Source organism: Chryseobacterium sp. S0630 (assembly GCF_024158915.1).
Taxonomy (GTDB): Bacteria; Bacteroidota; Bacteroidia; order Flavobacteriales; family Weeksellaceae; genus Chryseobacterium.
In genome coordinates this window covers 1-25,320 of sequence record NZ_JAMZGF010000057.1, presented here as the reverse complement: position 1 = coordinate 25,320, position 25,320 = coordinate 1, and the positions used below count along the sequence as shown (strand labels likewise).

The window sequence follows — 25,320 nt, the reverse complement described above, 5'->3', positions numbered from 1 at the left end:
AGAGTGTAATCCCCCGCTCCCGCACGAATCCTTTCGTGTGGTAGATAAAAATAAACCCACTGCAACCGCGGTGGGTTTTATTTTTGGCTCAGAAACCTGAAATCTTGTTAACCATTAAATCGTCTTCAGCAACTTAGAAAGTTCGTTCAGCCCGTTCTATAACCCTTATAATCTCCTTAGTCAAGGGGGAGCTAAGGTATAGTATATTGTAAAAATAGCTGTTTATCGTATTTCCTGTTAGACTTAAATAAAACCTCCGCTGCAATTCATTGCAGCGGAGGTTTTTATATTTTCAAAGAAACTATTCTTCCTCTCTTTCTCCCAAAGATTCTTTCAGCTTAATCAATTCAGCTTTTACAAATTCCAGGCGGTCAATCAGAGTAATAGTTTCAGAAATTTTACTGTTGGTCGTCAGGGCAACACGGGCTCCGTCAAGGGTATATCCTTTTTCTTTTACCAGATGGTAGATCATCTGAAGGTTTTTGATGTCTTCAGGAGTGAAATATCGGTTTCCTTTTCTGTTTTTTTTAGGCTTGATAATCGGGAATTCCTGTTCCCAGTAACGTATTAATGAAGTGTTTACATCGAATGCTTTAGCAACTTCTCCTATCGAATAATACAGCTTATCAGGTAAATTTATTTTCATTTTACAACTCCTAAACTTCAAAGATAAAAATTTTTTAAAGTTTCACCCAAAATATATTGTAAAAAGTGCGGTCATACTTTGTTTCAATGGAATTTATAGGGCCAAATTCATGATTCAATGGCACACATTTATTGTAGCATATACAGAGGACCGTTATTTACCAGCTCTTTTTTGTCTAAATTTGTGAATTCTTACGATACATAAATATAAATGAATCCAATTTCTGTTCTTCATATCGACCTTTTTCAGGCGGGTAAAAATACTTCAGATTTTTATTTTAATACAATGAAGAATCATTTGGTGGTGGGACATCGTCATATAGAGAAACCTCACAGACATGATTTTTATGCTGCGGTTCTTTTTACTAAAGGAACAGGCGTACATGAAATAGACTTTCAAAGGTATGAAGTTTCGGAAGGAAGCTTGTTTTTTCTGTCGCCGGGACAGATTCACAGTTGGGAACTTTCCGAAGATATTGATGGATATATTTTCTTCTGTTCTCAGGAGTTTTATGAAATGCATTATGTGAATCAGAAACTGAGAAATTTTCCTTTTTTCGGATCTGTATCTTTTCCGAGAAAACTTCAGTTGGATGCTGGTGAGCTTAAGAAAAACATTAGATTATTTCAGGAATTGGGAGAAGAGCATCAGACTAAAAGTATAATGAAAGAAGGGCTGATTTTATCATTGATGTCTCAGATTTTCATCAATGCTTCCAGATTGTTTTCAAAGGATTTTGATACAATGGATTCAGCTGCCGGACTTTCTTATTTTAAACATTATCAGGATTTTGAAAATCTGATTGAACAAAACTTTACCCAACATAAATCCATTACCCATTATGCCTCTTTATTAGGAATTTCATCCAAACACCTGAACAGGATTGCACAGACTGTTGTTCAAAAAACGGCTACTGATGTGATTACAGAAAGGGTAGTGCTGGAAGCCAAAAGAATGCTTATGTATCTGAACGAGAGTCTGGTAGAAATTGCTTTCCGTTTAGGGTATGAAGAATATTCCTACTTTGTAAGAGTATTCCGGAAAAGCTCCGGAATGACTCCTACTCAGTTCATGAGGAAATATAAGGCTTAATGAGTGTAAAATTTAGAGTTCAAGGTTCAAAGTTTAATGTTTAATGAAAGATTGTTGGAAACCACCCCGTCAAAAATTCTTTGAATTTTTGTCACCCCTCCAGAGGAAGGGAATTAAGGAAATATCAACGACTTTTTCTGATCCCAACAACCTGCAACCTATCACCTACCATCTTCAACCTAAAGTGCCAACTTAAACGGTCCTTCAAAAGTCGTTTCAAACGAATCTACCAACTGACCTTTTTCATCAAATACTCCGATGACCATATTTTGTTTTGAGAACTTAATTTGTTCTTCAGGGAAGGAAATGTTGATGTTTCCTTTCAGGATCTGATCTCCTTTCAATATGATTTTTTCAGAACCAAAATAAGTGATCTCTGCATTTGTTGGAGTAATGACTTTTATGGTAAGTGTTTTTTTCTCGTTGGATTTATTCAGAAGAGTGTAAATAAAGGTGTTGGTGATTTTACCGTTTTTAACAAAGAATGTAGAACCTGCCGGTTTGATGAATTTTGCTTCCATAGAACCACGATCGTACATTAAAAATCCAAGGAATCCGATTAATAATGCAAGGATAACGGTTGTTGCTTTCATTCTTGGGGTAAAACGGAATTTATCCTGATTTTCAATTTCGGCTTCCGTTGCATAACGTACCAATCCTTTAGGTAAACCAACCTTTTCCATGACTTCATCACAGGCATCGATACAGGCTGTACAGTTTACACATTCCAGCTGCTGTCCGTTTCTGATATCGATTCCTGTAGGACATACCACAACGCATTGGTTACAGTCGATACAATCTCCTTTTCCTGCAGCTTTTCTATCTTCATTATTTCTCCATTTGGCACGGCCTTCACCTCTTTTAAAATCATAATATACATTGATGGTTTGCTTGTCAATCAATACCCCTTGCAGTCTCCCATAAGGACAAACCAACGTACAAACCTGCTCACGAAGCCATGCGAAAACAAAATAAAACGTCATGGTAAAGAAAATCATAACAAGAAACTTCAGTGAGTTTCCTTCCGGTCCTTCACTCATGATACGAAAAACTTCTTCGTAGCCCACAATATACATGAACATAAAGTGGGAAATAATCAGTGAAATGAGAAGAAAAACAGACCATTTAGTCAGCCTCTTTCTTATTTTCTCCGCATCCCATTCCTGTCTGTCAAGCTTCATCTGTTTATTTCGGTCACCTTCAATCCAGTATTCGATTTTGCGGAAAACCATTTCCATGAAAAGAGTCTGCGGACACAGCCAGCCACAGAATATTCTTCCAAAAACCACCGTAAACAACATCACAAAAATGACAGAGGTTACCGCTCCTAAAGCCAGGATAAAAAAATCCTGCAGGTAAAATGGTTGTCCAAGAATAAAAAACTTTCTGTCGATCACGTTAATGAGAAGAAAAGGATTGTTATTGATCTTTACAAAAGGTAATCCAAAGAAAATCGCAAGAAGAAGATAACTGGTGTAATTTCTGTAGTTGGTATACTTTCCTTTAGGTTTTCTGGGGAATATCCATTTTCTTTTCCCGGTTTCATCCATGGTTCCTACGGAATTTCTGAAATCTTCATTTTCAATTTCCAAAGACTTGATATTGTTGGACTCTGCGCTCATTGTTGTATGCTATAAAGTATTTTGGTACAATTTTCATCCGGATTCATCATTTTTTTAAGATATTTTCCATGAAAAAAAGTGATTGATCCTGTTACTGCAAAGCTCCGGATTATATCTTTTTATTACTAATATGATCTACGTCCAAAATAGGACAATTGGGACATTTTACTTCGGTGGTTTTTATTGTATCAAAATGAGAAAATGTTTTGATACTTTTGAGCCATATCGTAAATTGCAGCTTTAAAAATGAAGCATGAAGAATATCTTTAAAATAAGTATGATTGGTTTGGTTTTCGCATTGGTAAACTGTCAATCAGTAAATTATAGTAAAATGTTTTATGAAGGAGTACAACCGGAAATGGTTTCCGACAAGTTCAGTTTCACAGAAGGACCATCAGCAGATAAAGAAGGGAATGTTTACTTTACCGATCAGCCAAATGATAAGATTTATTATTGGGACTGGAAAAGTAATAAGGTGATAGAGTTTTTAGATAAAACAGGAAGAGCCAACGGGACACACTTTGATAAAGACGGCTATTTGATTACCTGTTCAGACGATCAGGGTGAGATCTGGAAGATTTCCAAAGACAAAAAAGTTGAAGTTCTGCTAAAAGGTTTTGAAGGAAAAAGATTGAACGGACCCAATGATGTCTGGAATGATGAAGTGGGAGGAATGTACTTTACTGACCCTTTGTATGAAAGAGATTACTGGATCGGTTTTAAACAGGAAATCCAACATAAAAGTCTTTATTACAGAGATAGAACAGGAAAAGTTACGAAACTGGATACCTTCACACAACCTAATGGAATTGTAGGAAGCGAAAAATTAAAGAAACTCTATATTTCTGATATTGATGCCGGAAAAACCTATGTATATGATATTTTAGGAGAAGGAAAATTATCTGAGAAAAAACTCTTCTGTGAAATGGGTTCAGACGGAATGGAGCTGGATAAACATGGAAATCTTTACTTAACGGGAGATGGCGTACATGTTTTTAGCCGTTTGGGAAAGAAAATCTATCATATTTCTATTCCTGAGAAATGGACATCCAATGTGGCTTTTGGTGGAAAAAACAATGATATTCTGTTTATTACTGCCTCGAAATCTGTGTATACTTTTCCTACAAGGGTGAGAGGGATCAGATAAACTTTAATAATTATATATAAATACAAGAGTTCTGAAATTTAAAATTTCAGAACTCTTTTTGTTATGCTGATGAAACCACCCCGTCAAAAATTCTTAGAATTTTCGCCACCCCTCCAGAGGAGGGGAATTCCTCGCACGTATTACAATTAATGTGTGACTTTGTGGTTGATGAAACTCTTAATAAGCAACCTCCATTTTCACTTTCTTACCTTTCAGTTTTTCGTTCTGAAGTTTTCTTAAAAGAGCGTTTACTTTATTTCTGGCAACGGCAACATAGGATGTGGTGTCCTTTACTTCAATAATTCCTACATCTTCTTTTTGCAATTCTCCTTTCTTTAGTAAATATCCTACAATATCCACTTTGTTCACTTTATCTTTTTTTCCTGCACTGATGTAAACAGTCTGGAAAGGTGTTTTTTGCGGAACTTTAGTAAATCCGGCAACACTTTCTTCAGGGGTATTATTTTTAATGAACGGGAAGTTTTCCTCTTCAGTCATGATCAGGTATACAAAACCTTTGGCATTCATTCTTGCTGTACGGCCGTTTCTGTGAATGAAAGCATCTTCTTTTGGAGGAAGCTGATAATGAACAATAGATTCTACTTCAGGAATATCAAGTCCGCGGGCAGCCAGATCTGTGGTAATAAGAATTCTTGCAGAATCATTTCTGAATTTCAGTAAGGCACGTTCTCTTTCATCCTGTTCCATACCACCATGGAAAGTTTCTCTGTCGATTCCCATTTGGTTGAGAAGTTCAGAGATACGGTCTACAGCTTCACGGTGATTGCAGAAAATCAAAGTTCTCTTGTTCCCGATTTTACAAACCAGATTGAAAAGAGTATCCAGTTTTTCTTCAGGAATAGTCATTACTTTTCTCAGTTGGAGATCCGGTTTTACATCATTTTCTTTTAGGAAACTGATTACTTTTTCATCTTTTAAGCCTGTAAAAGCCGGAATTTCATCCATAGCTGTGGCAGATGTTAAAATTCTTTGAGAAAGTCCTTTTAAAGAATTGGAAATAAATTCCATATCATCATGAAAACCCAATTCCAGAGCTTTGTCGAATTCATCAAGAACCAGTGTTTTAATCGTTTTCGGATCAAAATTGTTATTTCTTAAGTGGTAAACAACCCTTCCAGGAGTTCCGATCAATACAGCCGGAGCTTCAATCAAATTATTAACCTCAATTTTTTTATCATGTCCACCATAGCAGACAGAAACTTTGAAATCTGTCCCCATAGATTTAAAAACCTGCTCAATCTGTAAAGCAAGTTCCCTTGCCGGAACTAATATCAATGCCTGAACTCCCTGAACATTTTTTTTCAGATTTCTGAGAACAGGAAATAAAAAGGCTAGCGTTTTCCCGGATCCAGTTGGGGAGAGTAAAACAATGTCTGTATTGTTTTCAGACGCTTTATAAGTAGATTTCTGCATTTGATTCATATCCTGAATCTGCAGTTTTTGATAGATCGGCTGTAATTCCATGCTGCAAAGGTAGTGAATTTAAGCGGGTGATGCGTGGGAGAGTTTGAGGGGTTGAGAGTTCTAGAGTGGTAGCGTTTTAGAATAGGAGAGTTTGAGAGGGATAGGACTGTAATGTTCTTCTTTAATTCTGCGTTCCTGTCATTCTGAATGAAGCGTAGCGAAATGAAGAATCTCATTTTATCTCCCACTAGTTATAGATGCTTCGACCCTGCTCAGCATGGCATCTCTAATACTAACTGTTTTAAATTTAGAACGAAGCAATATCAGCTGTCATGCCTAGCTCAGTCGAAGCATTCTTTTAATCAAAGTATTGATTTTTAAATATATAAGTTAAATATTAGCCTGCTGAAATCTATTGCTTATTTTAAATAAAATTCATATCTTTGCACCCACTTTTGTGGCGAAAAGGTTTGAAGAGTAAATTACTTACAATTAATTACTTCCGTATTTTTTAATCCGCATTTATTCAAACCGTTAAAAAAGAAGGAATACAAATTTTATTAGAAAATGTCAAAAGAGACAAATTCAGCAGAGGTTTTATTAAACCAAAACGTAGCACCAGAACAATTTGATTGGGATTCATTCGAATCAGGTCTTGATGCAGATGCGAGAAAAGAAAAAAGCGATTTAGAAGAAATCTACAACGGATCTTTAAACAACCTTGACGATAACGACGTTTTAGTTGGTAAAGTTGTAAGATTAACTGACAAAGAAGCTATCGTAGACATCAACTTCAAATCTGAAGGTGTTATCTCTCTAAACGAATTCCGTTACAACCAAGGCCTTAAAGTAGGTGATGAGGTAGAAGTAATGGTTGACAAGAGAGAAGACAAAACTGGTCAATTACAATTATCTCACAGAAAAGCTAGAACACTTAAAGCTTGGGATAAAGTAAACGAACTTCACGAAACTGGAGAAATCGTTAACGGTTTTGTTAAATCTAGAACTAAAGGTGGTATGATCGTTGACGTTCACGGAATCGAAGCATTCTTACCTGGTTCTCAAATTGACGTTAAGCCAATTAAAGATTACGATCAGTTCGTAGGAAAAACTATGGAGTTCAAAGTTGTGAAAATCAACCCTGAGTTCAAAAACGTAGTGGTATCTCACAAAGCATTGATCGAAGCAGATATCGAAGGTCAGAAAAAAGAAATCATCGCTCAGCTTGAAAAAGGTCAGGTTCTTGAAGGAACTGTTAAGAACATTACTTCTTACGGTGTATTCATTGACTTAGGAGGTGTTGATGGATTGATCCACATTACAGACCTTTCTTGGTCTAGAGTGAACCACCCATCTGAAATCCTAGAGGACGGACAGACTGTAAAAGTTGTAATCCTTGATTTCGATGATGAGAAAACAAGAATCCAATTAGGTATGAAGCAATTAGAAGCTCATCCTTGGGATGCTCTTTCTGCTGACTTGAAAGTAGGTGACAAAGTAAAAGGAAAAGTAGTAGTTCTTGCTGACTATGGTGCATTCGTAGAAATCGCTCCAGGTGTTGAAGGATTAATCCACGTTTCTGAAATGTCTTGGTCTACTCACTTAAGATCTGCTGGAGATTTCGTAAAAGTAGGTGATGAAGTAGAAGCTGAAGTATTAACTTTAGATAGAGAAGAAAGAAAAATTTCTCTTGGTATCAAGCAATTGTCTAAAGATCCATGGGAAAACATCGAAGCTAAGTATCCGGTAGGATCTCAGCATGTAGGAACTGTAAGAAACTTCACTAACTTTGGTGTATTCGTAGAGTTAGAAGAAGGTATCGACGGATTAATCTACATCTCTGATCTTTCTTGGACTAAGAAAATCAAGCACCCATCTGAGTTCTGCGCAGTAGGTGATAAATTAGACGTTGTAGTTCTTGAATTAGATATCCAAGCTAGAAGATTATCTCTAGGTCACAAGCAATTGACTGAAAACCCATGGGATAAATTCGAAACTAAATATGCTGAAGGAACTATCCACGCTGGTAAAGCTGTAGAAGTTCACGATAAAGGAGCTTCTGTTCAATTCGAAGATGCTGAAGTAGAAGCATTCTGCCCTTCAAGATTATTAGAGAAAGAAGATGGATCTAAAATCAAAAAAGGTGAAGATGCTCAATTCAAAGTAATCGAATTCAACAAAGAATTCAAGAGAGTAGTAGTATCTCACACAGGTATCTTCAGAGACGAAGAGAAGAAAAACGTAAAAGAAGCTTCTTCTAGAAACGTAACTTCTTCTTCTAACAACGAAGAAAGATCTACTCTTGGAGACATCGATGCATTAGCAGAGTTGAAAAGAAAAATGGAAGAAGGGAAATAATCTTTGAACCATTTATACATAAGGAGCCGCTCATTTGAGCGGCTTTTTTTATGAGTATATTATAGTGTGATCTATATTTAAGGTATTGAAAAAGAGGCTTTCTTAGACTTAATTTTATAAAATAGTAAAAAAATGAACCCTGTTTATATTAGAAATTCATATTAATTATATCTATTTATGTTGCGAAATATTTGAATGAAAAAAATCAAAAAACAGAGTAAACATAATTTGGAAGACTTGAATGTATTATGTTGTTCTATAAATTGAGAATTACATAAAATAATTTTTAGGCTGTATTTTATATATGTATTTGTTTACGTGTTTATTTTTAATAAAAAAAATAGTAAAGTTTTGTGAATTATTTGTAGATTAGCGGCTTTAATAATGGATATGAAAAACAAAGCTCTACCTCTTCTATTTGCGGTATTTTCTGCATTTCCGACAATATTGTTCGGACAGGATAATGAAAAACTGATTAAAGATTATATTTCTCAAAATAAAATAAGAGAATATAAAAAGTCTGATCTTAATAATATCATTGTTGATAATATAGATCCTTCAAAATCATTGAATGGTAATGTTGTTAAATTTTTACAGACTTATAAGGGGTTATCGGTATACAGTTCTGTAGGAACAGCATTGATTAGAGATAATAAAATTATTTACTACACCGATAATTTTGTCAAAGATTATACTGCATCTACTTCAGGTATAGCTGCTATTAATAAAAATACAGCTCTTCAAAAAATTGCTGAGGATCTGAAGAATCCTGATATTGCGAATTTCACGATTCTCGGATATCTTGAAAAGACTCAGAAAAGAGCTACATCAGCTAATCAAAGGTTAGTTTATACAAATGATGAGAGTGGAAACTTACGTTTGGCTTACGAATATACTTTAATGGAGCCAAAATCTCCCAATTACTGGAATATTTTAGTAGATGCCAATAATGGAAATATACTGTTGAAAAACAATCTGACACTATCATGTAATTTCCATCATGATGCTTACGGTTCAGAAGCAGGAGAGAGCCATGCTGATCATTTTGAAAATACATTAGTTGGGCCTCAAAATAGTGTAGTACAGAATAATAATATTCCATTACTTTTACCGGATAATGCATCATATAATGTATTTCCATTGCCTATTGAAGCACCTACTTTTGGTTCAAGATCAATCATTAACAACCCTTGGAATCTGACTGCTTCTCCAGAAGGATGGCATTCTGACGGAACTAATCATTATACTGTTACAAGAGGAAATAATGTTTTTGCCTATGAAGATGTAGCAGGAACAGCTTTAACGGCTCCTGATTATCTTACAGGTACTCCTGCAGAAGGAGGCTTTACAAGAAATTTTAATTTTACTTTTAATATTAATGATACTTCTGTAAACAATAGGAATGCTGCCATTACCAATTTATTTTATCTGAATAACAAAATTCACGATGTTTTCTATCAGTTCGGATTTACAGAATCTGCAAAGAACTTCCAGCAGAATAATTTTGGAAATGGACCTGTAGGAGGAGATGATGACTCTGTATATGCAGAAGCTCAAGATGGAGGAGGTTTGAATAATGCCAACTTTAGCTCTCCTCAAGACGGCTATAATCCTAAAATGCAGATGTATCTTTGGTCAACAACCAATAGCAGATTATTATTTTATAATAGTCCGCTTACTGCAATTACCCGTGAACCTATAGTTATGGGGGCTCAGTTTGGGCCAGCATTAACAGTTGCTGGTGTAACAGGAGACGTAAAACTGTCATCAGATATTCTGGCTTGTCAGGCTTTACCAGCAGGATCTCTTGCAGGAAAGATTGGACTTATTGAACGAGGCGGAACTAATTGTGGGTTTACAGTGAAAGTGAAGAATGCACAAAATGCAGGAGCTATTGGAGTTATTGTTTATAATAATGCAGCTGCAGTTAACATTCCTCCTGCAATGGGGGGAACAGATGCCAGTATTACAATTCCTTCAATACTTGTTACAAATTCAGAGGGAGAGTATATTAAAAGCCAGCTTGCTTCTAATGCAACGGTAAACGTCACACTAAAAAAAGACCCTGCATATAATGTAACTCCAGATGGTAGCTTTGATAATGGAATTGTAATTCATGAATATGGACATGGAATTTCAAATCGACTTACAGGTACAGGATCATCATGTTTGAACGCAAATGTAAGTAAAGAGCAGATGGGAGAAGGGTGGTCTGATTTCTTTGCATTAATGTTAACCAATAAATCAGGAGACAATGCTTCAGTACCAAGAGGTATGGGGACATATGTAGGGGGACAGCCAACTGAAGGAGGAGGTATAAGACCAGTGAGATATTCACCTAATCTAGCTATTAATGATTATACCTACGGAGATACTAATACAATGCAATATACCAATACAAGTGGTAATCTGGTTCCGGATGTGCACTCGATTGGGTTTGTTTGGGCAACAATGCTTTGGGATCTTCACTGGAAATATGTTGAAAAATATGGATATTCTTCAGATGTATTAGCAAATACTACGAATGGAAGTACGAGAGTACTTCAGTTAATCACCAATGCTTTAAAACTTCAGTCTTGTAATCCTAGCTTTATTGAAGGTAGAGATGCGATATTGGCTGCAGAATTAGCAAGTACACAAGGACAAGATAAATGTATGATTTGGAGCGTTTTTGCAAGAAGAGGTTTAGGATTAAATGCGTCAGCTGGAGTTAAGAATGTGATTACTGATCAGGTAGAAAATTTTGCAGTGCCTGAAGAATGTTTGTTGGCTACAAATGAAGTGAAAACAATTAAGGATAATAAAGTTTTGATCTATCCAAACCCGGCTAAAGATGAATTTTACATCAACTTCCCAAGCAACACTCTTGGAAAAGTAAGTGTAGAACTTTATGACATGTCTGGTAAGCTGGTTTCTTCAGAAGATAAAATCTCACCAGATGCTAAGAAAGCAATTTCTACAAGCAATCTTGTTAACGGAACTTACATGGTTAAAATCAAAGGACTAGGTTTCGAAGCTTCTTCGAAAGTAATGGTTAAAAAATAATTTACTTTTATAAACAATCTCAAAATCGCCACAAGCTTGCTTGTGGCGATTTTATTTATCTATTATCATGACGCTTCAGAATGATTAAATTAATATGTTGTACCTTTGCAGGCTGTTAAAAAAATTATGAAGAAGAAAAATATACTAAAAGGTGTTTTATTTGTAGGGATTGGAGCTAGTATATACGGTATGTTGGCCACTTTTGTAAAAATGGCTTACCATGATGGTTTTACCACCTCAGAAGTTACTACTTCCCAATTCGTTTTAGGTTTGACAGGACTTTTGATCCTCAATTTTATTCAGACCCTAACCTCAAAACAGAAATTATCGATGCCAAGTTCTAAAGAAGTAAGAATGCTCTTGCTTGCAGGGACTTCTTTGGGAGGGACAAGTTTATTCTATTATATTGCCGTACAATATATCAATGTTTCCATTGCTATTGTATTATTGATGCAGTCGGTATGGTTCAGTGTGGTAGTAGAGAGTATTATTACAAAAAAGTTGCCCAATACAAGGAAAGTGGTCTCTGTGGTTATCGTATTGTTGGGAACCGTTCTGGCAACCAATCTTATTTATATGGAAATAGAACTGGACTGGCATGGGGTTTTCTGGGGACTGATGGCAGCAGCTTCCTATACTTTGACGATGTTCACTTCTAACACACTGGCTACTCATCTTCCGGTTTTCAGAAAGAGTATTATTATGCTGGCAGGTGGTTCTGTTGTCGTTTTTGCATTCTTATTCTTTGCCCAGATAGGACCCATGTATTTTGATGGTTTAAAATCATTATACCTGAATTTTACAGATAATACAGAACATATTCATTCATTTAATTATTCGATATTTCTTACGTATGGATTTGTACTGGCTCTTTTTGGAACTATTATCCCGCCAATCTTATTCAATGTTGGGTTTCCAAATGCAGGCTTAGGACTTGGAAGTATCGTTTCATCACTGGAACTTCCGGTTTCCGTTACCATGGCTTTTGTTTTACTGGGAGAGAAAGTATTTTTGATCCAGTGGGTAGGAATTGTTCTGATTCTTTTTGCTATTGTTTTGATGAATTTACCTTCAAAAAAAGAAAAAGAAGTTTCAATAGCATAATTCTATAAAAATATTTAACTAAAAATAACAATTGAAACCGTTCCTTTTGGAGCGGTTTTTTTTAATTTTAATCTCTAAAATAAACGTTTCATGAAACATTTCAGAAATATAATGACTGTTTTTACTTTGACAGTCTCCGGTTTTATGTTTTCTCAGGTAAAACCTCTGGATGCAATGCTGTCTGATTATCAATACCCTTACGAAGTACATTATCTCAATTTCAAGTCTCAGGGCGAAGATTTGAAAATGGCTTATATGGATATACAACCACAAAAATCCAATGGAAAAGTGATTATGCTTCTTCATGGGAAAAACTTTAATGGAGCTTATTGGGAAAGAACGGCGAAAGATCTTTCTGCTAAAGGATTCAGAGTAGTGATTCCTGATCAGATAGGATTTGGAAAATCATCAAAACCTCATGCATACCAGTTTTCTTTTTCACAACTGGCAGAAAATACAAAGGCGGTTCTGGATGAATTGAAAATAGACAAAGCTATAGTATTAGGACATTCAATGGGAGGAATGGTGGCCACCAGATTTACATTACTATATCCTGAGAAAGTACAAAAACTGATTCTTGAAAATCCGATCGGGCTTGAAGATTATAAAACTTTTGCAGCGTATCAGACCATTGATCAGGCTTATCAGTCTGAACTTAAAAATACAGCCGAAACGTATAAAAATTATCAGCTTAAGTTCTATTACGACAACAAATGGAAAGAAGAATACCAACCCTGGCTTGATTTAATTGCTGGATGGACGCTTCATAAAGATTATCCTCAGGTAGCATGGGACGCTGCACTTACCACAGATATGATTTACAATCAACCCGTATGCTATGAATTTAAAAATATCAAAGTTCCTACATTGCTAATCATTGGAACAAGAGACAGAACAGCCATAGGAAAGGACAGAGCTCCTAAAGAACTTCAGCCGAAGATGGGGCAATATCAGGAATTGGGAAAGAAAACCCAACGTGAAATTGCGGGTTCAAAGCTTGTAGAGATTGAAAATGTAGGGCATCTTCCCCATATCGAAGTCTATCCTAAATTTATTGAAGCACTGTATAATTTTATACAATAATTTCATTTTAAACTATAAAATATTTGAAACATTAAGTTTTTTGCAAGTGATTAAAAATAATAAGCTTTATAAACATTTTGCTTAATTTTTCATCTTTGATGAAACTTAACCTTATCCCCTTCATTAAACTTAATGTTTCAAAATCAATTCTTTTTGTTCCCAAACAGCAATAAAGTACAAACTCCAATTCCAGAAAACAATACACATGCAATTCCCAGGTTTTGTATCAATCCAATGGCTATCAGTCCAAGGCCTATTTGTATATAATAAATCAATCCTAATAAAGCACCTGCACTTCCGGTTTCGCTCTTATAATTGATAAGCGCTGTGCTCAGGATATTAGGAATAGCAATGCTGAAAGCCATTACAATGAAGAAATAAGGAATTAAAAAGTATATTCCTTTACCTATCAGAATCCATACAAAAATAGAGGCGATAAATGCTATATATGTACTTGTTTTAACTAAATATTTAGATTGTATATTCCTGAATAACAAATATCTGTTAAGTTTTGCTCCTGCAAATGTACCTGTTGCCAGTATCATACTGCTGTATCCAAAGACATAAGAAGAATAATGATTTTCTTTAAAGATAAACGGAGCCAGCGAATAGTATGAAAATAACAAGACATTAAAACTCATGATCAGTAAGCAACATCTGATGATCTCCTGATCACGAAGCATTCGCTTGAGCAAATTTCCTAAAATACTGATACTAATTTCTTTTGAAGCATGATGAGTTTCAGAAATTTTTTCTCTGGAGAGAATCAAGAATAATAGGGACAATATACATAATGCTATAAATACACCTTGATGTCCCACAGAGGAAGCTAATATTGAACCGGTAATCATTCCGATTACAGGACTGATGGATAAGCCGATTCCAATCCAGGAAAATACTTTGCTGATATGATCTCTGTCATAGCTGTCTCTTAAAATGGTTTGGGTTACAATAGAACCTACTGAAATTCCAAATGCAGAAATAATTCTGGCTGTAAGAAGAATCATAAAATCAGAAGCAAAAACAGCAGCCAAAGTTCCGATTCCATAGGTGATGAGACCATATTCCAATGATTTTTTTCTTCCAATCCTGTCGCATTGAATGCCCCAGAATGCTACACCCAGCGCAAATGCTATAAAATATAAACTGATCGTTAAGGTAACTGATTCTTCATTCACTCCAAACTTTTCCTGTACCATTGGTAAAACTGGACTGTAGATGGTTTCTACAAACTGAGGAAGCATCACAAGTAAAGTCAGCAACCAGATTGGATTTGTCTTTTTCATTTTTTTTTCTGCAAAGTTTCCAAAAAATCCATGTATATTTATAATGATATAAAAACAAAAAACATCAAAAATAGGACATGGCTATACTGAAGCAAAATGAAAGCTTTAATGCAGATACTCTTCATGAAAAAGTAATTGGAATAGCTTCTGATATGGTATTGCATGATTCCGGTTTTCACTTTCATAAAACAAAGTCTCAGCTGTTGTATGCGCCATCAGGCTGTATGACAGTGACTACTTCCGATAGACAGATGGTTCTTCCTCCGTTCAGAATGCTTTGGATCCCTGCGAACGAAGTTCACCGTGTGAATTTCAGGAATATTGTCGCCTATAGATCCATCTATTTTGATGAAGATTATTCCCAAAACTATATAAAACCGGATCTGAAAGTTCTTCATGTCAACGCTTTGTTAAAGGAAATTATAGAAAGGATTTGTTTTTGGGAATGGTCTGCTCTTAAAAATGATCAAACGAATCTTTTAAAGGTGTTCTGGGATGAAATGCAAAGGGCTCCGGAAGAAAAGCTGGCACTTAAAATGCCGCAGGACAGGCGTTTTAAGAAAGTAGTTGAAGAATGGACACTACGTGATTCTATGCCTCCCATGTTGAAAGATCTTGCAGAAAAAACCGGAGCAGTGGAGAAAACGATCAGCCGTATTTTTAAAAAAGAAACCGGACTGTCTTATCAGGATTGGAGACAGCAATGGAGGTTACAACGATCTATTGAACTTTTGGTGGAAGGTAATTCAATAGGAGAGGTGTCGCATATCCTGGACTTTTCATCAGATAGTGCTTTTATTGAGTTTTTCAAAAAACAGACAGGATCAACACCTTTGCAATATCTTATGAAGAATGAATAGCCTTTTTGCAACTGATAAAAAGTAATGATTGTGAACCCTGTCAAGGTTTTAAACCTTGACAGGGTTGATGTAATAATATAGGATTCCAAAACTGCTCAAGAACGTATATTTCTTGTCTTATGAAAAGCCTGATTCATAGTAAATTTCATAAAATTGTACTACCTAATACAATATTTTATGAAAACGATGAATACCAATAACGTTGAGAATTACATACATATAATTGAGATCAACACTACGGCAGATAAAGTGTATCATGCTTTGACTCATGAAATTCCTCTTTGGTGGACTGAATTGTTTGAAGGTTCATCTTCGGAGGTTGAAAATCTCTTTACCATAAGATTTGGAGATCAGATTCACAAAACAATGCGTGTGAAAGAAGTAGCTGCTAATGCAAAAGTTGTATGGTTGGTTGAAGACTCATTAATTGCTCTTCCTGATTTAAAGAACCAAACAGAGTGGATCGGGACAACAATTGTATGGGAAATAGAGGAAAAGAAAGGGTTAAGCCAGATAAAACTTACTCATATCGGTCTGAATCCGGCTATTGAATGTTATGAGATCTGTTCAAATGGTTGGCTGCAATTTATAGTCAGTCTGAAAAAATTTCTGGAAACCGGAGAAGGAGCTCCCTTTATAAAGTAAAAAATATTGAAACAAAAAAAAGAGACTGTTTACATGTAAACAGCCTCTTTTTGTATTTATTGTTGTCTGAATTATTTCTTCTTGTAAGCAGCGTCTTTGATTCTTGCTTTTTTACCTCTAAGGTCTCTGAAGTAGTAAATTCTAGCTCTTCTAACTCTACCTCTTCTATCAACTTCGATTTTTTGAAGTGCAGGCATGTTAATAGGGAATACTCTTTCTACACCTACATCACCACTCATTTTTCTGATAGTGAAAGTTTTTGTAGAACCAGTACCTCTTAATTGGATAACTGTTCCTTTGAAGAACTGAGTTCTAGTCTTTTGTCCTTCTTTAATTTCGTAATACACAGTAATTGTATCACCTGCTTTGAATTCAGGGAATTCTTTTTTCGCAATGTACTTGTCTTGTACGTACTTTAATAAATCCATTATTAATAAAATAAAATGTTAAAGCTAAGCAACTTACACGTTCTTCGTCAGAGGTTGAATAACAGGTTGCAAATGTACAAAATAGTTTTTGAATACACCAAATATTTAATGTGCTAAAAACTATAATTTTTTCATTCCGGTTTTGCCAAAAAATTAACGGTTTCTTTAAAGTACCATCAGACAGAGTTTATATGGGAACTCTACTTTTGCCCGAAGTAAAAAATCTGAGCAAGGATTTTTAAATAGTTGATTTACAATTCGAAATTCTATATGTTATTTTAAAACGAAAACGATTATGAAACATTATTTCTTCTTTTTTTGTTTCGCGGTCCAGATGGCTTTCGGGCAGGCTTTGTATCCTTATTTACAAAATCCGACCCCGAATTCTATGATCGTCAATTGGAAAACAGCTTCCAATAATGAAACAACAGTAATCTACGGAGATTCTCCAGCGAATCTGAACGTAACCGTAACGGGAACTACCAATATCTTCTCAGATACGGGATACAACAACAATTACTACTATCACACAGCAAAGATTGCGAATCTTCAGCCGAACACGAAATACTATTATAAGATCAAAACAGGAGCAAATGAGTCTGCTGTTTACAATTTCAGAACACTTCCTCTGCCGGGCCAGGCCGTAACTGCCAATGGAAAGATCCGCTTCCTTATTATGGGGGACAACCAGATCAAAGCAGAGCCAAGATATGATACGCTTACTTTGAATGCTTATAAAAAACTAAAAGAAAAATTCGGAGCCGCTTCAGATCCGTCAGATAATATTGCGCTTACTTTTATGGTAGGTGATCAGGTAGATGTAGGAACATTGGATCACTATGAAAATGTTCATTTCAAAAAGAATATTAGATTATCACCTTATCTGCCTATTCAGACAACGGTAGGAAATCATGAAACCTACGGCACAATGGGAATGAATTCTTACTATGCCCATTTTTATATTGATGAAATCAGCTATAAAGGGATAAGCTCAGGAAATGAGAATTATTATGCCCAGCAGGCAGGAAATGTATTATTTGTAAGTTTAAGTTCTGAACATACCGGTTCAGCACAGCAGACATGGCTCCAGCAGATCTTAACAGCAGCCAATAATGATTCTACAGTAGACTGGATTATTTCTTTGAGTCACAGACCGTATCAGGCTGAGCAGTATGTAGGAGATATTTCTACCTGGGTAAGAGATAATGCTGTACCGCTTCTTGTAACTTCTGATAAATATTTAATGCACGTTGGAGCTCACCATCATTTATACCACAGAGGTCAGCTTAAAAATACCCCAAACTACCAGATTATTTCCGGAGGAACAGCATGGGATCAATATTGGGGAATGTCTAATGAGCAGGATTTTGATGATGTTCAGAAAACTTTGACAGATTGGACCTATCAGATTGTGGAAGTAGATATTCCCACCGGAAAAGTAGATATTGAATGCTATTCAATCGGCGGAGTTTACAACAAGAAAAACAATGTGCTGGTAGATTCTTTCCATAGATATAAAAATCAGCCTAAACCGGCAAAACCATCCATTACAAATACTTTCTCAGGACCAATTACTTTACCTTTGACATTGAATGGAAGTGCATTTGCGTCTTCCAACGGAGAACTTTTAAATACAACACAGTTCCAGATCAGTAAAGCCTCGAACTTCTCTGTGATTGAAAAAGAATTCTACCGCGATTTTGAAAACTGGTTCGGAAAAGATGGAAATGGAACTCCTGATAAAACGAAAAATCTGAATGATGGAGTAGACATCACAAAAGCAACATTGGCAGCGAATTCTATTCCCAACGGAATCTATTATGTGAAAACACGTTACAGAGACAGAAACCTTGAATGGAGCGATTGGAGTGATGTGAAGCAGTTCGAAATTACAGGAAGTGTGGTTTCAAATCCTACCTTCACTTTAAACAAAACAGAATATGCTCAGAATGAAGCTATCACGGCTACATTTACTGGAGGTCCCGGAAATCAGCAGGATTGGGTAGGAATCTATAAAAAAGGACAAACTCCGGCTTCTACCACTTCACAAGGGTATATTTATACGAATGGACAGACTGCAGGAACAGTAACTTTTAATAATGGTCTGGCTACTAAAGGTCAGTATTTTGCAGGATTCTTTGCAAATGGAGGATATACAGAAATCACTCCAAGAAAAAATTTCTATGTAGGGCCGAAAGTGCAGCTGCAGACCACTGCTGATACATATCCTGTAGGAGGAACTGTTGTAATCAATTTTACAGACGGGCCTAATTTGCAGAAAGACTGGATCGGAATTTATAAAATGGGGCAGACTCCGGGAACTACAGCTTCTATCAAATGGAGCTATGTAACGACTGCATCAGGAACTCTTAATTTTACAGGGCTTCCGAAAGGATATTATTATGCTCAGTATCTATTGGAAGACGGGTATAACGGAATCGGGGAGAAGGTATTCTTCAAAGTAGGTGACATCGTTACCGATCTTTGGATCAATAAACCTGTATACACTTTAGGAGAAAATATTACGGCTTCATGGACAGATTCACCGGGAATCATCAAAGACTGGTTAGGAATTTATCCTCAAAGTGTTCAGACGCCGGATGATAATTTTGTTTCTTATACTTATTTTGATGGAGTAACTCAGGGAACAAAAACCATTCAGGGAACAGCCGTACCTGCAACACCAGGAAATTATTATATGGTCATGTTTACCAATGATTCCTATACAGAAGTTTCAAACAGAGTACAGTTCCAGGTGGCTTCACCTACTTTAGGAACTGAAGAAACAAGAAGTACAGAGAAAAATGTAGTATTGTATCCTAACCCAACCAAACCGGGACAGCCTACTTTTATTAAAAGTGATTACCCGATTGAAAAAATTGAATTGGTTTCAGCTTCCGGAGAATTACTGTATGTATCGAAAAATATTAATAACCAACGTTTCTCTTTGGTGAATGAAAATCTTCCGGCAGGCGTTTACTTTGTAAAAGTACACGGAAGAAAACTATTTACTTTAAAGCTGATTATTCAGTAAGGTAAACTAAACACAATTATAATGCAGAGGCTGTCAGCAATGACAGCCTCTGCATTATTGATGTAAATAACCGTAAAATCATCCGTGAAAATCTGTGTTTAAATAAAAAAGCGATTCCAAAAAAAATTGAAACCGCCTTTGATATAGAGACATGGTAATTAGTCAAATGGATAGTACAGATCATCCTCATTGAGTAAAGTCTGGTTTTCAGCAGAAGCATTTTCATCCTGAGTATCAGCAAGAGTCTTTGTTTCCTGAATAAGCTTTCCATCCATATTATAAAGCTTTAACAGAATCCATTTTCCGCTGCGTTCAAGTTCTTTGGCTCCATCAAATGTTTTTAGTCTGATTTTTCCGGATTGAATAACACCGGCTTTTACAGAAGATTTATTGGCTGGTTTGCCTTTTATATACTGTGTGATTTGTGCTGTGAAATAATAATCTTCACCATCTTCACTGAAAGGTTGTGTAAAAGTATACAAAACAGTTCCTTTAGTGTCATAAACAGTTGCTTCATAGCCTGTTTGCTTAGCATTCAGCTTTTTTTCATAATTCAGTTTATTAAGCCCTTCATAATAGTTTTTGATATTTACAATAACACCGTCTTTATAGAGGGTTTCATTAAAGCCTTCATAAGTAGTACCATTATATGGAATACCATCCTGGTACGTTAATGTAGATTTCAGCTTTCCATCCGGAGAATAATATTTGATTTCCTGTATAACATCATCTTTTAAAAACTTCTCAGACGATAATTTTTTGTCTTCATCAAAGTATTTGCTATTTACAATGGAGCCTTTTTCATAGGTGTCGATGGATGAAACCTGTGTGTATTCATAGGCCAGTTGATAATCCTCTCCATCCATTGGATTGTAAATATCATTTTCTTTATCATATTGATATACCAGATGTCCTATTTTTTTACCCGATTCGTCATAAGTGGTTTTATAGCCATCTTTTTTGTTCATTTTCTGCTCCTGTAAGATCTTTCCGGTTTTGCTGTAGATTACACTTTCCTTTACACTGCCGTCTTTTCTGTATTTTTCTATCTTAGAAATCCTCATCGGGCTTGAGTAGTAATCTACCATCATATTTTCCCCGGAAGGAGAAGAGGTACCGCTTCCCAGATACTTGCCCTTTTCACCGTAATATTTCGTTTCGGTATTGCTGTCCTTGTCAATAATCGTTTCATGTCTGATCCCTTTGATGTCGTCATCATAAACGGTGGTTTTTGTAGGAAAAGAGTTTTCGTAATCGATCAGAATAGTAAAATCTATTCCGTCCTCAGCATCTTTATAGGTGAACATCTTTCCTGAGAAGTTTCCATCTGCTTTATATACCAAATCTTCTGTCAGTCTCCCTTTCGTATCATAAGTCTGAGCTGGCCCAACCTGCTGACCGTTAGAATAAGTGGCAAAATTTAATACCTTTCCTTCAGGAGTATACCAGGTTACTTTTCCGTCATACACTTCGCTATTAGGAGTTGGATCTGAAGCGAGTCCTTCCATTTGAAGTTTTCCGTCCTTATAGAAATCTTTGATAAGGGTAAGTTTTCCTTTAGGAGTCGTTTCACGGTAATATTCCATGTTGTCCTGAGTAGTTTTTTCCCAGTTTTCATCGAAATAAGTTTTCTCCTGTGCGTATACATTGATGCTGAGTACCAGTGCAAGTAATGCTGAGGTAAATAATTTTTTCATGTTTTTTTTGTAAGCTTTGATATTTATATATGATTAATGTGATGAAGGGTGTTGAAGCAGATCTCTGTAGCGATCAAAAGAAGCGAAAAGGGCAGTAATGGTCCGCCATTGAAATAATTTCTACATTAAAGTTGTGTTTAAATTACAGTCGGAACTAAAAAAAATACAGTATTTCCGGCTTTGAGAGGGCAAATATAGATGAAATTGATGAGAAAAAAGATAAAAATGAACAGATCTGTTCGGTTTTTAATGTAATGGTTTGATTATGATGTTTTTAAATGTTTTGGGAAGGTTTTTAAAAACCGTATCGAATTCAGTACTGTTTCCACTCATAGGATATACAAGAAAATTTATTAAATTTAGCCAACAGAAAAATCTAATATTTCATGATAGATAAAAGAGTAAAAAATGCAAAGGAGGCCATCGAAGGAATTAATGATGGAATGACATTGATGCTTGGCGGATTCGGACTTTGTGGTATTCCTGAAAACTCAATCAATGCTTTGGTAGAAAGCGATGTGAAAGATCTTACTTGCATTTCAAACAATGCAGGAGTAGATGATTTCGGATTAGGATTACTGCTTCACAAAAGACAGATCAAGAAAATGATCTCTTCTTATGTAGGTGAAAATGCTGAATTTGAAAGACAGATGCTTTCAGGTGAATTGGATGTAGAACTAACTCCTCAGGGAACTTTAGCAGAAAAATGCAGAGCTGCTCAGGCGGGAATTCCGGCATTTTATACACCTGCAGGGTATGGAACTGAAGTAGCAGAAGGGAAAGAAGTAAAAGACTTCAAAGGAAAACCTCATATTCTGGAGCACGCTTACGATGCAGACTTTTCTATCGTAAAAGCATGGAAAGGGGATCATGCAGGAAACCTTATCTTTAAAGGATCAGCAAGAAACTTTAACCATCCGATGGCGGGTGCGGCAAAGATTACTATTGCTGAAGTGGAAGAACTGGTAGAACCGGGACAGTTAGATCCGAACGAAATTCATATTCCGGGAATCATGATTCAGAGAATTTTTCAGGGAGAAAAATTTGAAAAAAGAATTGAGCAGAGAACCGTAAGAACTAAAGAATAAGTTCAAACAATAAAAATAGAAAGCGCTGAACATCCATTCAGCGCTTTTTTTTATGCTTGAGGAGTAAGTGTTTTTCTTTCTCCGATCTGTTGTCTCCACATGGCGTAGTAAAGTCCTTTTTCGTCAATAAGATTGGCATGGGAACCTGTTTCTACTACCTGACCACGTTCAAGAACATAAATTTTATCTGCATGCATAATCGTACTTAAACGGTGTGCAATAAGAACGGTAATCTGTTCCCTTTCTTTCGAAATGTCCTTGATGGTTGTGGTAATTTCTTCTTCGGTAATACTGTCCAGTGCTGAAGTTGCTTCGTCAAAAATCAACAGATGAGGTTTTCTCAGAAGAGCTCTTGCAATGGCAATTCTTTGTTTTTCACCACCACTCAGCTTCAGACCGCCTTCACCAATAACGGTTTCAATTCCTTTCTCAGCTCTTTCCAGTAAGGCTGTACAGCTTGATTTCTGTAAAGCAACGGCCAGTTCTTCCTCAGTAGCGGAAGGATTAACGAAAAGAAGGTTTTCTTTAATAGTTCCTGCAAATAACTGAGTATCCTGCGTTACAAAACCAATTTGATTTCTCAGCTCATCAAAATCAAATTCCTTTCCATTGATTCCATTGTAAAAAATATTCCCTTCCTGAGGTCTGTACAATCCTACCAATAGTTTTACCAATGTACTTTTCCCTGAACCACTCGGTCCTACAAAAGCAATCGTCTCACCGTTTTTAAGATCAAAAGAAATGTTATTTAAAGCTTTGTACTGAGCAGACTGATGCTTGAAAGAAACATGTTTAAATTCCAGTTCCTCAATAGCTCCGATTTGTTTCGGATGAAGAGGCTTTTCTTCTACCTCTTTTTTCATCAAGCGGTCAAAATTCTGAAGAGATGCTTCTGCCTCACGATAAGAAATAATAATGTTTCCAATTTCCTGCATAGGCCCGAAAATAAAGAAACCATAAAACATCAGAGACAGATATTGCCCCGGAGTCACAATGTTTTTAAAAATTAAAAATAAAAGGGTCAGGGTAATTAACTGTTGAAGAAAATTAACCATTGTCCCCTGAATAAAACTCAAAGAACGGATGCTTTTCACCTTTCTCAATTCAAGACCAAGGATTTTATAGGTGTTGTTATTTAAACGGATCACTTCCTGATTGGTTAATCCTAAACTTTTAACGATCTCAATGTTTCTAAGACTTTCAGTAGTACTTCCGGCTAAAGCGGTGGTTTCAGTGACGATATTTTTCTGGATCACTTTGATTCTCTTACTCAATAAATTGGTAACAATCGCAATAAAGAAAATTCCACAGATATAAACCGGCATAATAGACCAGTGCAAACGGATCGCATACACGGAAACGAAAATAATACTCACCAGAATTCCGAAGAAAATATTAATGAAATTTGTGATAAATTTGACCGTATCTTCTCTTACTTTTGTTAAAATCGACAAGGTTTCACCACTTCTCTGATCTTCAAATTCCTGATAGGGAAGTGCCATAGAATGTTTTAAACCGTCTGTAAATATTTTCGCTCCAAATTTTTGAGTAATTACACTTACAACGTAATCCTGAAAAGCTTTGGCAATTCTGCTTACCATTGCTGTTCCAATAAGCAGTCCCAAGAAGTAAAAAGCACCGTGATATACAGAGCTTCCGTATAAATATTCATTCAGGTTTCTGGGCAATAGCTTTTCTTTATCAAAAAAATTAGGATGAGTAACCAGCTGATCAAGAATATTTCCTGTGATAGCCGGAGCAAATAAAGAGAAAACCTGGTTGATCGTAGCCAAAAATAAAGAGATGATTATCAGCCACTGATAAGGTTTAAGATATCTAAAAAGTATTTTCATTCTATTAAAAAATAATGGAACAAAATTACAGATATTATTTTAACTAACAGTGTTAATTGTTGAATACAACAAAGCCCTTTTGTATTCACGTGAAAATAATTAAATTGCAGTCTAAGTTTTTATTATGCTTACAAAAGAACAAATTGCCAAAAGAATTTCAAAAGAACTGAAAGATCGTTATTATGTAAACCTGGGAATTGGGATTCCTACTTTGGTTGCCAACTATGTTCCGGAAGGTATTTCCGTAGAATTCCAGAGTGAAAATGGAGTTTTGGGAATGGGACCTTTCCCTTTCGAAGGAGAAGAAGATGCCGATATCATCAATGCCGGAAAACAGACTATTACTATTCTGGAAGGAGGTTCATTCTTTGATTCTGCCTTCAGTTTCGGGATGATTCGTGGTCAGAAAGTAGATCTTACCATCCTTGGAGCGATGGAAGTTTCAGAGAACGGAGATATTGCCAACTGGAAGATTCCGGGAAAAATGGTAAAAGGAATGGGAGGTGCTATGGATCTTGTAGCTTCTGCTGAAAATATTATCGTTGCAATGATGCACGTAAACAAAGCAGGAGAAAGCAAAATCCTTAAAAAATGTACACTTCCTTTAACCGGGGTAAACTGTGTGAAAAAAGTAGTTACGGAATTAGCTGTTCTTGATGTGACTCCACAAGGATTCAAACTGGTGGAAAGAGCACCTGGCGTTTCTGTAGAAGATATTATTAAAGCAACAGAAGCAGATCTGATTATTGAAGGAGAAATTCCTGAGATGCAGTTCTAATCTGATGATAAATATAAAAATTTCGGCCTCACAAAGTGAGGCCGAAAATTTTTTACAACCGACATAGGAACTCGCAGCGTAAAAAAAATAATTCCTGAGAACGTTAAGAAAATTCTCCTGTCCGAAGCG

The 25,320-nt window shown here is 35.9% G+C and carries 18 protein-coding genes; 11 read left to right on the top strand and 7 right to left on the bottom strand.

All coding sequences use genetic code 11. The features are described from left to right. Nucleotides 1-301: 301 nt before the first annotated feature. Nucleotides 302-646, bottom strand: coding sequence for a MerR family transcriptional regulator (locus NK356_RS19520; RefSeq protein ID WP_034695336.1), 345 nt, complete (start codon nt 644-646; stop codon nt 302-304). A 210-nt stretch (nt 647-856) separates the two neighbouring features. Between NK356_RS19520 and NK356_RS19515 the strand changes: the two genes are divergently transcribed. Next, nucleotides 857-1,738: a helix-turn-helix transcriptional regulator gene (locus NK356_RS19515; RefSeq protein ID WP_253317806.1), complete on the top strand. Its 882-nt coding sequence runs from the start codon at nt 857-859 to the stop codon at nt 1,736-1,738. Nucleotides 1,739-1,917: 179 nt separating this feature from the next. Here the strand turns inward: NK356_RS19515 and ccoG are convergent, their stop codons facing one another. Then, nucleotides 1,918-3,360 carry a cytochrome c oxidase accessory protein CcoG gene (gene ccoG, locus NK356_RS19510; RefSeq protein WP_253317805.1) on the bottom strand — a complete coding sequence of 481 codons (1,443 nt, stop codon included), beginning with the start codon at nt 3,358-3,360 and terminating at the stop codon, nt 1,918-1,920. A gap of 253 nt (nt 3,361-3,613) precedes the next feature. Here ccoG and NK356_RS19505 point away from each other — a divergent pair, with 253 nt between their 5' ends. Next, a complete protein-coding gene (locus tag NK356_RS19505) occupies nt 3,614-4,507 on the top strand; it encodes an SMP-30/gluconolactonase/LRE family protein (protein WP_253317804.1) in 894 nt (297 codons plus the stop codon). 177 nt (nt 4,508-4,684) lie between these two features. On the opposite strand, the gene NK356_RS19500 is transcribed toward NK356_RS19505, so the two are convergent. Next, on the bottom strand, nt 4,685-5,992 hold the full coding sequence (locus NK356_RS19500; RefSeq protein ID WP_034695341.1) for a DEAD/DEAH box helicase: 1,308 nt from the start codon (nt 5,990-5,992) through the stop codon (nt 4,685-4,687). Nucleotides 5,993-6,499: 507 nt separating this feature from the next. Here NK356_RS19500 and rpsA point away from each other — a divergent pair. From rpsA to NK356_RS19480, 4 genes are all read left to right on the top strand, one after another. Then, nucleotides 6,500-8,290 (top strand): 30S ribosomal protein S1, encoded by a 1,791-nt coding sequence (gene rpsA, locus NK356_RS19495; protein ID WP_034695342.1) that lies wholly within the window; start codon nt 6,500-6,502, stop codon nt 8,288-8,290. A 390-nt stretch (nt 8,291-8,680) separates the two neighbouring features. Then, a complete protein-coding gene (locus NK356_RS19490; RefSeq protein ID WP_253317803.1) occupies nt 8,681-11,335 on the top strand; it encodes a T9SS-dependent M36 family metallopeptidase in 2,655 nt (884 codons plus the stop codon). A gap of 126 nt (nt 11,336-11,461) precedes the next feature. Further along, nucleotides 11,462-12,439 (top strand): DMT family transporter, encoded by a 978-nt coding sequence (locus NK356_RS19485; RefSeq protein ID WP_253317802.1) that lies wholly within the window; start codon nt 11,462-11,464, stop codon nt 12,437-12,439. 90 nt (nt 12,440-12,529) lie between these two features. Then, the gene (locus NK356_RS19480) at nt 12,530-13,522 is read left to right on the top strand and encodes an alpha/beta fold hydrolase (RefSeq protein ID WP_253317801.1); all 993 of its coding nucleotides are present in this window, start codon (nt 12,530-12,532) and stop codon (nt 13,520-13,522) included. Between the two features lie 143 nt (nt 13,523-13,665). On the opposite strand, the gene NK356_RS19475 is transcribed toward NK356_RS19480, so the two are convergent. Next, nucleotides 13,666-14,808 (bottom strand): MFS transporter, encoded by a 1,143-nt coding sequence (locus NK356_RS19475; RefSeq protein ID WP_253317800.1) that lies wholly within the window; start codon nt 14,806-14,808, stop codon nt 13,666-13,668. Between the two features lie 77 nt (nt 14,809-14,885). Between NK356_RS19475 and NK356_RS19470 the strand changes: the two genes are divergently transcribed. Beyond that, a complete protein-coding gene (locus NK356_RS19470; protein ID WP_253317799.1) occupies nt 14,886-15,668 on the top strand; it encodes a helix-turn-helix domain-containing protein in 783 nt (260 codons plus the stop codon). Between the two features lie 177 nt (nt 15,669-15,845). Beyond that, a complete protein-coding gene (locus tag NK356_RS19465; protein ID WP_253317798.1) occupies nt 15,846-16,313 on the top strand; it encodes an SRPBCC domain-containing protein in 468 nt (155 codons plus the stop codon). 71 nt (nt 16,314-16,384) lie between these two features. Here the strand turns inward: NK356_RS19465 and rplS are convergent, their stop codons facing one another. Next, nucleotides 16,385-16,741, bottom strand: a complete 357-nt coding sequence (gene rplS, locus NK356_RS19460) for a 50S ribosomal protein L19 (RefSeq protein ID WP_002980648.1) — start codon at nt 16,739-16,741, stop codon at nt 16,385-16,387. A 295-nt stretch (nt 16,742-17,036) separates the two neighbouring features. On the opposite strand from rplS, the gene NK356_RS19455 reads away from it, so the two are divergent. Then, nucleotides 17,037-19,775 carry a fibronectin type III domain-containing protein gene (locus NK356_RS19455; RefSeq protein ID WP_034695350.1) on the top strand — a complete coding sequence of 913 codons (2,739 nt, stop codon included), beginning with the start codon at nt 17,037-17,039 and terminating at the stop codon, nt 19,773-19,775. Between the two features lie 158 nt (nt 19,776-19,933). Here NK356_RS19455 and NK356_RS19450 read toward each other — a convergent pair whose 3' ends face one another. Further along, nucleotides 19,934-21,472 carry a membrane-binding protein gene (locus tag NK356_RS19450; protein WP_253317797.1) on the bottom strand — a complete coding sequence of 513 codons (1,539 nt, stop codon included), beginning with the start codon at nt 21,470-21,472 and terminating at the stop codon, nt 19,934-19,936. 386 nt (nt 21,473-21,858) lie between these two features. Here NK356_RS19450 and NK356_RS19445 point away from each other — a divergent pair, with 386 nt between their 5' ends. Then, nucleotides 21,859-22,560: a CoA transferase subunit A gene (locus NK356_RS19445; RefSeq protein ID WP_034695351.1), complete on the top strand. Its 702-nt coding sequence runs from the start codon at nt 21,859-21,861 to the stop codon at nt 22,558-22,560. A gap of 50 nt (nt 22,561-22,610) precedes the next feature. On the opposite strand, the gene NK356_RS19440 is transcribed toward NK356_RS19445, so the two are convergent. Continuing rightward, the gene (locus NK356_RS19440; RefSeq protein ID WP_034695352.1) at nt 22,611-24,413 is read right to left on the bottom strand and encodes an ABC transporter ATP-binding protein; all 1,803 of its coding nucleotides are present in this window, start codon (nt 24,411-24,413) and stop codon (nt 22,611-22,613) included. 124 nt (nt 24,414-24,537) lie between these two features. Between NK356_RS19440 and NK356_RS19435 the strand changes: the two genes are divergently transcribed. Beyond that, a complete protein-coding gene (locus NK356_RS19435; RefSeq protein WP_034695353.1) occupies nt 24,538-25,191 on the top strand; it encodes a CoA transferase subunit B in 654 nt (217 codons plus the stop codon). Nucleotides 25,192-25,320 lie beyond the last annotated feature (129 nt).

What these genes read in the sequence shown, in the direction of transcription:
- NK356_RS19520 (WP_034695336.1), bottom strand. Translation starts at nt 646, where the DNA reads ATGAAAATAAATTTACCTGATAAGCTGTATTATTCGATAGGAGAAGTT.
- NK356_RS19515 (WP_253317806.1), top strand. Translation starts at nt 857, where the DNA reads ATGAATCCAATTTCTGTTCTTCATATCGACCTTTTTCAGGCGGGTAAA.
- ccoG (WP_253317805.1), bottom strand. Translation starts at nt 3,360, where the DNA reads ATGAGCGCAGAGTCCAACAATATCAAGTCTTTGGAAATTGAAAATGAA.
- NK356_RS19505 (WP_253317804.1), top strand. Translation starts at nt 3,614, where the DNA reads ATGAAGAATATCTTTAAAATAAGTATGATTGGTTTGGTTTTCGCATTG.
- NK356_RS19500 (WP_034695341.1), bottom strand. Translation starts at nt 5,992, where the DNA reads ATGGAATTACAGCCGATCTATCAAAAACTGCAGATTCAGGATATGAAT.
- rpsA (WP_034695342.1), top strand. Translation starts at nt 6,500, where the DNA reads ATGTCAAAAGAGACAAATTCAGCAGAGGTTTTATTAAACCAAAACGTA.
- NK356_RS19490 (WP_253317803.1), top strand. Translation starts at nt 8,681, where the DNA reads ATGAAAAACAAAGCTCTACCTCTTCTATTTGCGGTATTTTCTGCATTT.
- NK356_RS19485 (WP_253317802.1), top strand. Translation starts at nt 11,462, where the DNA reads ATGAAGAAGAAAAATATACTAAAAGGTGTTTTATTTGTAGGGATTGGA.
- NK356_RS19480 (WP_253317801.1), top strand. Translation starts at nt 12,530, where the DNA reads ATGAAACATTTCAGAAATATAATGACTGTTTTTACTTTGACAGTCTCC.
- NK356_RS19475 (WP_253317800.1), bottom strand. Translation starts at nt 14,808, where the DNA reads ATGAAAAAGACAAATCCAATCTGGTTGCTGACTTTACTTGTGATGCTT.
- NK356_RS19470 (WP_253317799.1), top strand. Translation starts at nt 14,886, where the DNA reads ATGGCTATACTGAAGCAAAATGAAAGCTTTAATGCAGATACTCTTCAT.
- NK356_RS19465 (WP_253317798.1), top strand. Translation starts at nt 15,846, where the DNA reads ATGAAAACGATGAATACCAATAACGTTGAGAATTACATACATATAATT.
- rplS (WP_002980648.1), bottom strand. Translation starts at nt 16,741, where the DNA reads ATGGATTTATTAAAGTACGTACAAGACAAGTACATTGCGAAAAAAGAA.
- NK356_RS19455 (WP_034695350.1), top strand. Translation starts at nt 17,037, where the DNA reads ATGAAACATTATTTCTTCTTTTTTTGTTTCGCGGTCCAGATGGCTTTC.
- NK356_RS19450 (WP_253317797.1), bottom strand. Translation starts at nt 21,472, where the DNA reads ATGAAAAAATTATTTACCTCAGCATTACTTGCACTGGTACTCAGCATC.
- NK356_RS19445 (WP_034695351.1), top strand. Translation starts at nt 21,859, where the DNA reads ATGATAGATAAAAGAGTAAAAAATGCAAAGGAGGCCATCGAAGGAATT.
- NK356_RS19440 (WP_034695352.1), bottom strand. Translation starts at nt 24,413, where the DNA reads ATGAAAATACTTTTTAGATATCTTAAACCTTATCAGTGGCTGATAATC.
- NK356_RS19435 (WP_034695353.1), top strand. Translation starts at nt 24,538, where the DNA reads ATGCTTACAAAAGAACAAATTGCCAAAAGAATTTCAAAAGAACTGAAA.